12 protein-coding genes are annotated in these 12,663 nt (G+C 45.8%); 10 read left to right on the forward strand and 2 right to left on the reverse strand.

The window, feature by feature from the left end; translation table 11 throughout:
- The first annotated feature begins 20 nt into the window (after nucleotides 1-20).
- The 6 genes from HC660_RS02310 to HC660_RS02335 all read left to right on the forward strand — a co-directional run bounded on the left by HC660_RS02310 (nucleotide 21) and on the right by HC660_RS02335 (nucleotide 4,464).
- A complete protein-coding gene (locus HC660_RS02310) occupies nucleotides 21-794 on the forward strand; it encodes a putative hydro-lyase (protein ID WP_168749387.1) in 774 nt (257 codons plus the stop codon).
- A 44-nt stretch (nucleotides 795-838) separates the two neighbouring features.
- Nucleotides 839-1,561: a 5-oxoprolinase subunit PxpB gene (pxpB, locus tag HC660_RS02315; RefSeq protein ID WP_168746950.1), complete on the forward strand. Its 723-nt coding sequence runs from the start codon at nucleotides 839-841 to the stop codon at nucleotides 1,559-1,561.
- Nucleotides 1,562-1,563: 2 nt separating this feature from the next.
- Nucleotides 1,564-2,571 (forward strand): 5-oxoprolinase subunit C family protein, encoded by a 1,008-nt coding sequence (locus HC660_RS02320; protein ID WP_168749389.1) that lies wholly within the window; start codon nucleotides 1,564-1,566, stop codon nucleotides 2,569-2,571.
- A 16-nt stretch (nucleotides 2,572-2,587) separates the two neighbouring features.
- Entirely contained in the window at nucleotides 2,588-3,340 is a 753-nt protein-coding gene (locus HC660_RS02325) for an IclR family transcriptional regulator (RefSeq protein WP_168746951.1), read from the forward strand.
- Nucleotides 3,341-3,403: 63 nt separating this feature from the next.
- Nucleotides 3,404-4,030 carry a spore germination lipase LipC gene (gene lipC, locus HC660_RS02330; RefSeq protein WP_168746952.1) on the forward strand — a complete coding sequence of 209 codons (627 nt, stop codon included), beginning with the start codon at nucleotides 3,404-3,406 and terminating at the stop codon, nucleotides 4,028-4,030.
- 188 nt (nucleotides 4,031-4,218) lie between these two features.
- Nucleotides 4,219-4,464 (forward strand): YczI family protein, encoded by a 246-nt coding sequence (locus tag HC660_RS02335; protein WP_010333057.1) that lies wholly within the window; start codon nucleotides 4,219-4,221, stop codon nucleotides 4,462-4,464.
- Nucleotides 4,465-4,466: 2 nt separating this feature from the next.
- Here HC660_RS02335 and HC660_RS02340 read toward each other — a convergent pair whose 3' ends face one another.
- Nucleotides 4,467-4,757 carry an antibiotic biosynthesis monooxygenase family protein gene (locus HC660_RS02340; protein WP_010333058.1) on the reverse strand — a complete coding sequence of 97 codons (291 nt, stop codon included), beginning with the start codon at nucleotides 4,755-4,757 and terminating at the stop codon, nucleotides 4,467-4,469.
- 151 nt (nucleotides 4,758-4,908) lie between these two features.
- On the opposite strand from HC660_RS02340, the gene HC660_RS02345 reads away from it, so the two are divergent.
- From HC660_RS02345 to HC660_RS02360, 4 genes are all read left to right on the forward strand, one after another.
- Nucleotides 4,909-6,915, forward strand: coding sequence for a penicillin-binding transpeptidase domain-containing protein (locus HC660_RS02345; protein ID WP_168746953.1), 2,007 nt, complete (start codon nucleotides 4,909-4,911; stop codon nucleotides 6,913-6,915).
- 97 nt (nucleotides 6,916-7,012) lie between these two features.
- Nucleotides 7,013-7,915 (forward strand): aldo/keto reductase, encoded by a 903-nt coding sequence (locus HC660_RS02350; RefSeq protein ID WP_168746954.1) that lies wholly within the window; start codon nucleotides 7,013-7,015, stop codon nucleotides 7,913-7,915.
- A 188-nt stretch (nucleotides 7,916-8,103) separates the two neighbouring features.
- Nucleotides 8,104-10,188: a BglG family transcription antiterminator gene (locus HC660_RS02355; RefSeq protein WP_168746955.1), complete on the forward strand. Its 2,085-nt coding sequence runs from the start codon at nucleotides 8,104-8,106 to the stop codon at nucleotides 10,186-10,188.
- A 210-nt stretch (nucleotides 10,189-10,398) separates the two neighbouring features.
- Nucleotides 10,399-11,910 carry a class I adenylate-forming enzyme family protein gene (locus tag HC660_RS02360; RefSeq protein ID WP_168746956.1) on the forward strand — a complete coding sequence of 504 codons (1,512 nt, stop codon included), beginning with the start codon at nucleotides 10,399-10,401 and terminating at the stop codon, nucleotides 11,908-11,910.
- A 17-nt stretch (nucleotides 11,911-11,927) separates the two neighbouring features.
- Here the strand turns inward: HC660_RS02360 and HC660_RS02365 are convergent, their stop codons facing one another.
- Nucleotides 11,928-12,524: a class I SAM-dependent methyltransferase gene (locus tag HC660_RS02365; protein WP_211090767.1), complete on the reverse strand. Its 597-nt coding sequence runs from the start codon at nucleotides 12,522-12,524 to the stop codon at nucleotides 11,928-11,930.
- Between the last annotated feature and the right edge of the window lie 139 nt (nucleotides 12,525-12,663).

A 12,663-nucleotide genomic window follows, 5' to 3' on the forward strand; every position in this document is an offset into this window, starting at 1 on the left:
GAGTGGATCATTTTAACAAGATGGCGCCAAGAGATGTGCGCGCTCTCATACGAGAGGGGAAAATAAACGGCCCGACCGCCGGAATGTCCGGCGGCTATGCTCAAGCGAACCTTGTGATTTTGAAAAAAGATCTGGCATTTGACTTTCTGCTGTTTTGCCAGCGGAATCAAAAGCCCTGTCCGGTGCTGGATGTGACGGAATCCGGTTCGCCTGTGCCGTCGCTTGTTGCGCCAGATGCGGATATCAGAACGGATTTTCCAAAATACCGTATATACAGGCACGGTGTTTTGACGGAGGAAGCATCTGATATCACGCCATACTGGGAGGACAATTTTGTCGGTTTTCTGATCGGATGCAGTTTCTCTTTTGAACAGGCGCTGATCAATAATGGAATACCCGTCAGACATATTGACGAGGGGACGAACGTTCCGATGTACAAAACGAATATAGATTGTGTTCCGGCGGGGCCGTTTCATGGACAGATGGTTGTCAGTATGAGACCGGTTCCTGAACGGCTCGCTGTACGCGCCGCACAGGTGACCTCGCGTTTTCCGGCTGTGCACGGAGGACCGATTCATATCGGCAATCCCAAAGCGATCGGCATACAGGATCTGGGCAATCCGGATTTCGGAGATGCCGTTTCTGTTCGTGAAGGCGAGGTTCCTGTATTTTGGGCATGCGGGGTCACTCCGCAAGCTGTGGCTATGAATGTAAAACCTGAAATGGTCATCACACATGCGCCGGGGCATATGCTCATCACAGATATTCGAGACGAGTCGCTTGCGGTGCTGTAACCTCCCGTCCTCCTGATGAACGAGAAATAAACGAGGTGAGAAAGATGACTGAACGATTACAATTCGAACAGCTCGGTGATTCTGCAATGATGATCCGATTTGGAGAAGAAATAAGCGAGCAAGTAAACGGTCTTGTCCATGCCGCTGCCGCTTATATAGAAGAACAGCCGTTTCCGGGATTCATTGAATGTATCCCGGCTTTTACGAGCCTTACCGTATTTTATGATATGTATGAAGTGTACAAGCATTTGCCTCAAGGCATCAGCTCACCTTTTGAGAAGGTGAAACGTGATGTTCATGAGCGGCTTGGAGAACTAACGGCTGATTATGAAAGCAGCCGCCGCGTCGTTGAAATTCCCGTCTGCTATGGCGGTGAATTCGGGCCTGATTTAGAAGAGGTGGCTAAGATCAATCATCTGACACCCGAAGAAGTCATTGAGATTCATACAGGCGGCGAATATGTGGTGTATATGCTGGGCTTTGCACCGGGGTTTCCTTTCTTAGGCGGGATGTCCAAACGTATCGCAGCTCCAAGGAAATCATCGCCAAGACCATCAATTTCCGCCGGTTCAGTCGGAATTGCGGGACTGCAAACAGGCGTTTATCCGATTTCGACACCGGGCGGCTGGCAGCTGATCGGCAAAACGCCGCTGGCTCTATTCCGGCCGCAGGAAAACCCGCCGACGTTATTAAGAGCAGGAGATATTGTTACATTTGTCCGCATCTCAGAGGATGACTATCGCGCCTATAAGGAGGAGTCCAATTGAGCATGAAAGTGTTAAAGCCCGGACTGCTCACAACGGTTCAGGATATAGGCAGAACGGGGTATCAAAAATACGGCGTGCTGGCAAGCGGCGCCATGGACACGGTGTCGCTTCGAATCGCCAATCTGCTGATCGGAAACAGCGAAAAAGAAGCCGGCCTTGAAATTACGCTGATGGGTCCCGGCCCGTCGCTTTATGTGTCAGAACCAACGCTGATTGCTGTAACAGGAGCGGACTTTACCCTGCGTGTGAATGAAGAAGAAGCGCCTCTTTGGAAACCTGTGCTCGTTAAGGAAAACAGCACGATCACCTTTGGCCCCTGCAAACTCGGCAGCCGTGCTTATGTAGCGACAGCCGGCGGCTTCAATGTACCTGCTGTCATGGAAAGCAAAAGCACGTATGTCAGAGCGGGAATCGGCGGATTTCGCGGAAGAGCGCTTCAGAAGGAAGATGAACTGCCGATTGGTGAAATGTCATTTCTTTCGAAAACCATCGTTTCCCGCTTGAGCCAACACCTTGGTCAGCGAGGATTTGCAGCGCCGAACTGGTCAGTCAGCCGATACAGATTTCTGCCGTTAAAAAAGAATCCGGTGATCCGAGTGCTGGAAGGAAAACAATTCTCTTTTTTCACAGAAGAATCGAAAACGCGGTTTTATGAAGAGACGTTTCGTGTCACTCCGCAGTCCGATCGGATGGGCTACAGGCTCAAAGGGGAACCGCTTGAATTGAAGGCACCGCTTGAGATGGTGTCAGAGGCGGTTACATTTGGAACAGTTCAGGTGCCGCCTGACGGCAATCCGATTATCCTGCTTGCAGACCGGCAGACGACGGGAGGTTATCCGAGGATCGCTCACATCATTTCAGCTGATCTTCCGATTGCCTCGCAGATCATGCCGGGCGAGCATGTCCAATTTGAGCCTGTGTCCCTTCAGGAAGCGGAAGCGCTTTTTATTGAACGGGAAGAGTATCTAAAAGAACTGAAAACAAGAATGAAAATGGAATGGCTGACATAACAAAGGGGATGGAATGATGCAGAATAAAAACAAAACCGTAGTAAAATCTATGGCGCTGCTCAATTTGTTTTTGCATGAACCAAGCCTTACTTTAAGCGAACTCGTTTCCCTATCAGGAATGCCGAAGACCTCTGTTCACCGAATGGTCAGCTCACTGGAAGAAATGGGGTTCCTCAATCGAGACCCATCCGGCGTTTATACGCTGGGATTGGTGTTTTTGGAATTCGGTCAGCTTGTCGCGGACAGACTCGATATCAGAAAAATAGCCAAGCCTGTGATGGAGGAGCTTTGCCGTGAAGTAGATGAAGCCGTTCAATTGATTATGAGGGACGGAAATGAAGCAATCTACGTGGAGAAAATTGAAGGGACACAGACTGTTCGCCTGTACACTGCAATCGGCCGGCGTTCTCCTCTGTACGCAGGAGCATGTGCCCGCAGCATTTTGTCCTTTCTGCCCCGTGAAGAAATTGAAGCGTACATGAAACAGACAGAGCTCATACCGATCAGTTCAGGGACCATTACAGATCCGTCAAAGCTTCTTGAGGCGATTGATACCGCTGTGCAAAACGGCTATACCGTCAGCTATTCAGAACTCGAAAATTATACGGCGGCCATTGGTGCGCCGATTTTCAACCATCATCACCAGGTGGCGGCAGGTATCAGTATTGCAGGGTTTGAAGCGAGATTTACAGAAGACAGGCTGCCGTACTTAACGGAAAAAGTAAAACAAGCCGCTTTGCAGATATCCAGAAAAATAGGGTATCAATAAGTAGCCGATCTTTTCTCTTCTGCGTACATTAACGTATCGACGTTCATGAGTGGAGGAAAGATCATGGTGCTTCAATATACAGCGCTCGGAGATTCTTTAACGACGGGAAGAGGCTCAGGGCTGTTTTCTGCCGGATTTGTCCAGCGCTTCAGGGGCATGATGGAAGCCGATCTGAAATCAAAAACAGCCGTATCGGTTTTCGCCAAATCCGGCCTTGATACAGAGGAAATCCTCGGCCTCCTGTCATATCCCTATGTTCAAAAACAAATTCAAGCTGCTGATATGATTACGATCACAGGGTGCGGAAATGATCTCATTGAATCTGTATTATCCTATCAATCTTCTCAGGATGAAACGATTTTCAGTCGTGCGTCCGCGCATTGTCATGAGAATTTTGAAAAGATGATTGCTCAAATTGCCAAAATCAAAGGGGCAGATCCATCACCTTACGCCATCCGTGTTTTTAATTTATACAATCCGTTCCCCGGCATTGGCATTGCTGATCAATGGATTACTTCATTTAATTCGCATTTAAAAACGCTGGCCTCAGCGCCTCATGTTAAAATCGCTGACGTTTACAGTGTCTTTAAAGGGAAAGAGCAGGAATACCTGTCTTTTGACGGTGTCCATCCGAATAGCAGCGGCTATCAGGCAATGGCCGAAGTGCTTCGCGGACTAGGTTATCGATAATGATCAGTTTCATAGAAAACGCGCCTGATCACTGGCGCGTTTTTTTTATATGAATTCAAATATTAAAAGAAACTTAAATTTCCCCGTCTCATGTTCTATATACAAAAAAAGTGCGCTAGAATAATGGAGGGCAAAGGCAAATATAGGCATAACGCTCAATATTTCGTATATCAGGAAGGATGGTCCTTTTGTTTCGCATTTTTAAAATGTCTTTTGCGGTTATCATTATTATACTGGCGCTTATCGCTTTTAACTATACGGAACACACCTCTGTTATCCAATCGGTCATGCTCGTTTTTCTGGGCGCGGTCATGTTTATTCAGGGACTTGAAGAACGCAAAAAAGAAAACGACAGCTCAGGGGCATTTAACATCTATACTGCCGTTTTCGTTTGGTCTGTTTCTCTCATCGGTTTTACGCTTTATATGATATAAATCTATGATACATCCAGAAAATGCTCAACCGTCGGGAACGGCGAATAAAACTGATGCAGCAAGGCTTTCCACTCTTTGTACTCGGAAGACCCGCGAAAGCCTTCAGTGTGGTCCTCAAGCGTTTCCCACTCTACGAGCAGCAGGTACTTATGTGTTTCTTCCATGCATTTTGATAAAGAATGTGTGATATAGCCCTTCATTCCGGCAATGATCGGCGCCGCCAGCCGGAACGCCTCCTCAAATTCTTGTTCAAGTCCCTCTTTAATATGAAGCATAGCTGCTTCTCTGACCATGCGATCCCTTCTTTCCCTCTTTTCAAATAGTTTACAGGAAACGAAAGGAGATTTCTGCAAAATCGATGAACCTTTTCCTTCATTTTCAAAAAAATCTTGCACGTACTAATTCATTTAAGAGAAAATAACAAGTGGAAGGCAGGGGAAAGTCATGTGTAAAAAGTGTATTCTACTATTATTTCTATGTATCGGGCTGATCGGATTAATCGGATGCTCCAAAACAGATTCACCAGAGGACCGAATGGAAGCATTCGTAAAACAGTGGAACGATCAGCAATTCGATGACATGTATCAAAGCCTGACCAAAGATGTAAAAAAAGAAATCTCCAAAAAGGATTTCGTCAGCAGATATAAAACCATCTATGAGCAGGCAGGCGTAAAAAATCTGAAAGTCACTGCGGGAAAAGTGGATGAGGATGATAAAGACAATAAAACGATGAAGCACATCCCATACAAAGTCAGCATGGACACAAATGCGGGCAAAGTCAGCTTTAAAAATACCGCTGTGCTGAAAAAAGAAAAAACAGATGACGAGGAGTCATGGAATATAGATTGGGACCCATCGTTTATTTTCAAGCAGCTGGCTGATGACAAAACCGTTCAAATCGCCAGCATTGAACCGAAACGCGGCCAAATCTACGATAAAAACGGGAAAGGCTTAGCCGTCAACACAGATGTTCCGGAAATCGGAATTGTTCCCGGAGAGCTTGGTGATAAAAAAGAAAAAGTCATAAAAGAGCTCGCGAAAAAACTGGATGTAACTGAAGATGACATCAACCAGAAGCTGAAACAAAGCTGGGTCAAAGATGATTCATTCGTGCCGGTCAAAAAAGTAAAACCGGACGAAGAAAAATTAGTGTCTGAAGTGACGTCATTAAAAGGCGTCACAAGAACAAACGTCAGCTCACGCTATTATCCGTATGGCGAAAAAACAGCCCATCTGACAGGCTACGTTCGCGCGATTACAGCGGAAGAACTGAAGAAAAAGAAAGACGGAACGTACAGTGATACGTCAAACATCGGAATCTCAGGTCTTGAAAATGTGTATGAAGACAAGCTTAGAGGCACAACAGGATGGAAAATCTACGTTCCGCAAACCGGCGAAGTCATCGCTGAAACGAAAGCGAAAGACGGTGAGGATCTTCATCTCACAATTGATATCAAAACACAAACAAAGCTGTATGACGAACTGAAGGATGACAGCGGAGCGGCAGTCGCACTGCAGCCGCAGACAGGTGAAACACTGGCTCTTGTCAGCGCGCCTTCTTACGATCCAAACGGATTTATTTTCGGATGGAGCGATAAAGAATGGAAAAAACTAAACGAAGACAAAAACAATCCGTTTTCTGCGAAATTCAACAAAACATATGCACCAGGATCTACGATTAAACCGATTGCTGCTGCCATCGGCCTGAAAAACGGCACGTTTAAAGCCGCAGAGAAGAAAACAATCAAAGGTAAACAGTGGCAGAAAGATTCAAGCTGGGGCGGCTATTCTGTTACACGAGTGTCTGACAGCCTAGAGCAAGTGGATTTGGAACATGCCCTGATCACGTCAGACAATATTTACTTTGCACAAAACGCGCTTGATATGGGTGCGGATACCTTTACAAAAGGCATGAAAACATTTGGGTTTGCAGAGGATATTCCATATGAATTCCCAGTCCAGCAATCGTCAATCGCAAACGGAAAGCTAGACTCAGACATTTTGCTTGCGGATACAGGCTACGGACAGGGACAAATGCAAATGTCTCCGCTTCACCTAGCGGCAGCTTACACGCCATTTGTCGATAATGGAGACCTCGTGAAACCGACGCTTATCAAGAAAGAGTCACAAACCGCTGATGTCTGGCACAAACAAGTGCTCACGAAAGAAGGAGCCGCCGATATTACAAAAGGGTTGAAAGGCGTAGTCGAAGATGAACGCGGGTCAGCCTATCAGCCTGTCGTAAAAGGAATCACTGTGGCTGGAAAAACGGGAACAGCCGAGCTGAAAAAATCAAAGGATGATAAAGACGGCACTGAAAATGGCTGGTTCGTCGGCTATGACTATAAAAACAAAGACCTGCTTGTCGCGATGATGATTCAAAATGTTCAAGATCACGGCGGCAGCCACTACGTAGTCGAAAAAGCAAAGAAGCAATTTCAATCGAAATAAAACCTTTTTAACGGGAGTGAAAGGAAAAAGGGCGTCTGAGGCCGAATGATCTAGTAAGGGGCAAAAACCCGGTTTATTAAGAAAAGAGGGATTTTGCATGCAGCGTATTCATTTGGCGGAGGGTCTTCAATTTTCAAGAGTGATACACGGGCTTTGGCGTCTGAATGAATGGAACTATTCAGACGCTGAGCTGCTCAGTCTCATTGAGTGGTGTGTCGATCAAGGTATCACCACCTTTGATCATGCGGATATTTACGGGGGCTACACGTGCGAAAAACGGTTTGGAAATGCTCTTGCTCTTTCACCCGGATTAAGGGAAAACATAGAGCTGGTCACAAAATGCGGCATCGTTCTTGAATCACCTGAACGCCCAGCTCACCGATCGCACCATTATAATACAAGCAAAACTCATATTCTGGCGTCTGTTGAACAGTCGCTTTTGAATCTCAGAACGGATTATATCGATGTGCTGCTGATTCACAGACCGGACCCGCTCATGGATCCGGAAGGAGTGGCTGAGGCGTTTCATGCGCTGAAAAGCTCCGGCAAGGTCAGATATTTCGGTGTTTCGAACTTTAAAGGCCATCATTATCGGATGCTGGAGTCGTATCTGCCTGAAAAGCTTGTCACCAATCAAATTGAGCTTTCTGCATATGAATTAGAAAATATTCAGGACGGCACATTGAACCTGTGTCAGGAAAAACGGATTTCTCCGATGGCCTGGTCGCCGCTTGCAGGCGGTAAAGTATTCGCCGGAAACACGGAAAAAGATCGCCGCATTCGCACGGCGCTTGAAACCGTTCAGGCTGAAATCGGTGCTGCCTCATTGGACGAGGTGATGTACGCATGGCTCTTCACGCATCCGGCCGGCATCATGCCGATTGTCGGAAGCGGAAAACGCGAGCGGATTTCCGCCGCGGTAAACGCCTTGGCGTATAAGCTTGATCAGGATCAGTGGTTCCGTATTTATACAGCCGTACAAGGCCACGATATACCATAAAGAAAAAGCATCAGCATAACGGCTGATGCTTTTTCAATACTGTCACACCGCTTAGTGCCAAATTCCCATTTATAAGTGATTGAATCCTATATGAAAGCGTTTTATATTAATAAAGAAAACCTCTTTTTCCTCTTTCTATATCTCCATGCGACCTCATCCGCACATCACGAATGTCTGGAGGCCTTTTTATGTATATGACTGCAAGAGAACAAAAGCTTTTAAAGCATTTATTATTACTGAACCGATATGTAACCGTAACGGAGCTGGCTGAGGTGATGGAGGTCAGCACCAGAACCATTCACAGAGAGTTGAAATCAATCAAGCGGCTGATGGAGACTGTGGGGCTCAAGCTCGATAAACAGCCCGGCAAAGGCTTGAAGGTGCTAGGGAATCCCGAAGATAAACAAAAGCTGATCACCGAGCTGTCACATGAACAGCATGAATACAGCGCGGACGAACGAAAACTGCTGATTCTCTGTTCGCTATTGGAGTCCCAAGAACCGGTGAAGCTGTACACGCTCGCTCATGATCTGCAGGTCACCAATGCTACGGTCAGCTACGATTTAGATGAGCTGGAGAAATGGATTTCTCCATTCGGATTAACACTGATTCGAAAAAGAGGCTTTGGCATCCAGCTAATGGGGCCGGAGAACGCGAAACGAAAAATTGTCGGCAATCTGATTGTGAACCGCCTCGACATCCAAATGTTTTTGGAAGCGGTTGAATTAAACATTAAAGGAAAAGCCGATTCCTCCGAGAAGATGTTCGGGGTTGTCAGCAAAGGCGAGCTGTTAAAAATGGAGCGGATTTTATTCCAGCTGAAAGAAAAAATCGCATTTTCTCTATCTGACAGCTCCTATATAGCGCTTGTCGTTCATCTGACGTTTGCGATCGAACGCATTAAACTTGGTGAAACGATCAGCATGGAAGAGAGCGAGCTTGATGAACTCAAGAGTGCAAAAGAATACAGCTCCGCTCTGGAAATCGCGGGTGAGCTTGAACGTGCTTTCGGCGTGACAATCCCGGAAGCGGAGGTCGGCTATATAACGATCCACCTGCGAAGCGCCAACCGCAAATACAAAACAGAATACAGAGCACAGGAAATAGAGCTTGAAACAGCCCTGCAAACAAAACGGCTGATCGCTTTTATTTCAGATAAAATCAGAATGGATCTGACGAAAAACTACTCTTTATATGAGGGCTTGATTGCCCATTTGGAACCGGCCATCAGCCGCATGAAAGAAAACATCGATATTTATAATCCATTGAAGGAACAGATCAAGCGCGATTATTTTCTGCTGTATATGGCGATAGAAGAGGGTGTGGAGAAATTTTTCCCGGACATGTCCTTTTCCGATGATGAAATCGCCTTTATCGTTCTACACTTCGGTTCAGCGCTTGAAATCAAAAAAGAAGAAGCTAAAGTGAGAGCCCTTGTTGTCTGCTCAAGCGGAATTGGTTCTTCGAAAATGCTTGCTTCGAGATTGAAGAAAGAGCTGCCGGAAATTGAATCGTTTGATATGTCCTCACTGATCGAGCTGAAGGACCGCGACACTCAAGCCTATGATATGATTGTGTCCACTGTGCCGATCCCATATCAAAACATCGACTATATTATGGTCAGCCCGCTTTTAAATGAGGAAGACGCAAACCAGGTGAAGCAATATATCAAGCGGAAAATCCCGCTCATTCTTGAGAAAAAAAGGAGCCCGAAGGAAGAGACGCGGCAAGCCGACATCCCTGACATGCTGGCAACGGCGGAAAGCGTCGGACGATACATGGCGGTCATTCAAGACGTCTTGCGCCATTTTTCACTCACTGAAATGAAAACAAAGCCGGATCACGGCGAGCTGCTGTTCGAGCTTTTTCAACAGCTGAAAAACGATGGCCTCATCCGAGATCCGAAAAAAGCGGCTGATTGCCTTGCAGAACGCGAAAAACAAGGGGGATTGGGCATACCCGGTACAAACATGGCGCTTTATCATCTCAAAAATGATCATATCGTCCTGCCTTTTTTCAAAATGTACGATCTCAGCACATCTTTTGAAGTCAATGGCATGGACGGAAATACCCTCAGGATGACGAGAATTCTCGTCATGATGGCGCCGGCCACATTATCAGCAGAAGGCTCAGAGGTTTTGAGTGCGATCAGCTCTGCCATTATTGAAAGCGGAGAAAGCATGGCGGGCTTTCAGGAGGAAGGGGAACGAGAACTGTATCAGCGTTTAAACCGCATCTTTTTCAATTGGATGAAAGAAAAAAACATCCCGTAATCACACATTTCACACGCCAAAAAAAGGCGTGTGTTTTTGTTTGGATGCAGAACAAAATAAAAAAATGCGGGACTATTTTATCATTCTGTAATGGAATAATTCCAAAATGAAATAGTTTTACAAGTTATCTTTTTTGGGTTAAAATGGGTGAGGTAAGGAAGATAATCTAACAAATTATAGAGGATTCAAGAGATATAGGAGATGACCAATATGGAAACATTACAGCATCTGATTCTGCATGACATGCCGGATAGCGAAGAAATAGAAGCTGTAAAAAGCGGAGCTCACACGCTGACATACGCAGCATATCGCAAACGAATCAATCAGCTGGCGAATGCTCTGCTTCAAAAAGGAATTCAAAAAGGCGACCGTGTGGCATTACTTTGCAAAAACGGCCACCCTGCATCAACACTTATGTTTGCCGCACTTGAAATCGGCGCCGTTGTTGTACCTGTCAGCTGGCAGCTGAAACCATACGAGATGACAGGCATTTTAAAAGCAAGTGAACCGAAAGCATTGTTTTACGGATCGGAATTTAAAGAGACAATGGATGAAGTGCTGCCTGAGCTGTCTTCTGTGTATTTGATCATGGAAACAGGTACAGCGTATGAGACATCTCCAGTGTTTGAAGCGCTTTTTGCAGGTCTTGATCATTTGCCGGAAGCAGAAATAGTTTCTCCAGATGATACAGCGCTCCTGATGTTTACGTCAGGGACAACAGGGAATCCGAAAAGATGCATGATCACCCATGGCGGTATTTACAATTACGTATCAAAATCAAATAGCTCAAGCGCACGAATGAAAAATCTGCGTTTTCTGGCGTGCCACCCGATTTATCATACGAGCGCACTTATTTGTATCATGCTTGGAACGTTTGCGGGAACCACGTTTATTTTTACAAAGGACCAAGATCCTGTTGATATGCTGAAGGTTATTGAAGAAGAAAAAATTCAAACGATCATGGCCCTTCCTGTGTTTTACACTTATTTGCTTGAGGCGTGGGAAAAACATCAAACCGATCTGTCCTCGCTCATCATTTTGATGACAGGCGGAACAAAAGTGCCTAGCAGCCTGATTCAACGTTATCTTGATATCGGCATACAGCTCGCTCACGGTTACGGAAGCACAGAAGCTTGGGGAATCAGCACATGGATCCCTGAAATGGGAATGGATAAAGCGGCCTCTGCCGGTAAACCTGTTGCTGATGTTCAAGTCAAGGTAGAAGATCCTGAGACGAGAGAAGAACTGCCGCAAGGTGAAATCGGAGAAATCGTTGTGCATAGCCCATTCTTATTTAAAGGCTATGAGGAAAACCCTGAAGCGACAGCAAAGGTGCTGCAAAACGGCTGGTTCAGAACCGGAGATTCAGGCTACGTGGATGAGGACGGCTTTATCTTCATCACCGGACGATACAAGGATGTCATTATTTACGGAGGCGATAATGTCTATCCTGATCAGGTTGAAGAAGTTATCCAGCAGATCCCGGGCATCCTTGAAACAGCAGTTGTCGGGATACCGGACCCGCTGTACGGAGAAAAACCAAAAGCCTTTATCGTTACTAATGGCACTCAGGAAATAACGGAAGCGGATGTCATTGCATATTGTAAAGAACGCTTGTCCGCTTACAAAATTCCTGAAATCGAATTCGTAAAGGAACTTCCGAAAAATAATCTCGGCAAAGTAAAAAAAGACGTCTTGCGCAAGCAAGCCGTACATTCATAAAAGAAAAAGCCCGTCATTTATGTGACGGGCTTTTTTGCGGTTGCGCAGACTGAAAGCTCAGGTTTAATGTCTTTATATTGGATATCAATGTCTTTGAAGCCTGCCGTTTTCAGGTCAGTAAGCATCTGTTTTCCGAACGATTCAGTTTTTTCAGGACTGGCATCTGCTTCCCGGGGCTGCATCGTAATGGCTGCTTTGCCGCCGGGTTTTAATGCTTGATAAATCTGTTTGATGCCTTCTTGCTGGTTATTCCAAATCGTGTAGTTGTTAACGGAAATGACTTTATCATAATACGTGGCGGGGAGGGGAAACGTTTCAATGCTGCCCTGTATCAGCCGAACACGGTCTGTTTTTAATCTATGTGCCGCCAGCTTCAGCATAGCCTCTGATACATCAAGCCCATGGATATGAACGCTCTTTTCGCGTTTCAGCATCTGCTTCATGCAATAACCCGGTCCAAAACCGACTTCTAGAATGCGGTCTCCGCGTGTTAATCCAAGCTGATCTATTGTCCACTGATTCAGTGTTTTATTTTCAGCAGCCATGATGTATCCGGCAAGTATGCCGAACATCCCCTTCGGTCTGCTGAATTTTTTAGAAAGCATGTTAATCATTCAGCAACCTCCTTTTCACATCATTTTCCTCCTTGCGTTCCATGTGAAACATTTTTCTGATAAAGCATTCCGAAGGTGCTGAACCATGTTTATCCAAAGTAGGCACGAGGTACACAACAAATAGACATGAAAAAAAAGG

This window comes from Bacillus mojavensis, assembly GCF_012648005.1.
Classification (GTDB): Bacteria; Bacillota; Bacilli; order Bacillales; family Bacillaceae; genus Bacillus; species Bacillus mojavensis.

Excerpts from the sequence above, each read along its gene's own strand:
- pxpB (WP_168746950.1), top strand. The coding sequence starts at position 839 with ATGACTGAACGATTACAATTCGAACAGCTCGGTGATTCTGCAATGATG.
- HC660_RS02340 (WP_010333058.1), bottom strand. The coding sequence starts at position 4,757 with ATGGTCAGAGAAGCAGCTATGCTTCATATTAAAGAGGGACTTGAACAA.
- HC660_RS02310 (WP_168749387.1), top strand. The coding sequence starts at position 21 with ATGGCGCCAAGAGATGTGCGCGCTCTCATACGAGAGGGGAAAATAAAC.
- HC660_RS02325 (WP_168746951.1), top strand. The coding sequence starts at position 2,588 with ATGCAGAATAAAAACAAAACCGTAGTAAAATCTATGGCGCTGCTCAAT.
- HC660_RS02365 (WP_211090767.1), bottom strand. The coding sequence starts at position 12,524 with ATGATTAACATGCTTTCTAAAAAATTCAGCAGACCGAAGGGGATGTTC.
- lipC (WP_168746952.1), top strand. The coding sequence starts at position 3,404 with ATGGTGCTTCAATATACAGCGCTCGGAGATTCTTTAACGACGGGAAGA.
- HC660_RS02350 (WP_168746954.1), top strand. The coding sequence starts at position 7,013 with ATGCAGCGTATTCATTTGGCGGAGGGTCTTCAATTTTCAAGAGTGATA.
- HC660_RS02345 (WP_168746953.1), top strand. The coding sequence starts at position 4,909 with ATGTGTAAAAAGTGTATTCTACTATTATTTCTATGTATCGGGCTGATC.
- HC660_RS02360 (WP_168746956.1), top strand. The coding sequence starts at position 10,399 with ATGGAAACATTACAGCATCTGATTCTGCATGACATGCCGGATAGCGAA.
- HC660_RS02320 (WP_168749389.1), top strand. The coding sequence starts at position 1,564 with ATGAAAGTGTTAAAGCCCGGACTGCTCACAACGGTTCAGGATATAGGC.
- HC660_RS02355 (WP_168746955.1), top strand. The coding sequence starts at position 8,104 with ATGTATATGACTGCAAGAGAACAAAAGCTTTTAAAGCATTTATTATTA.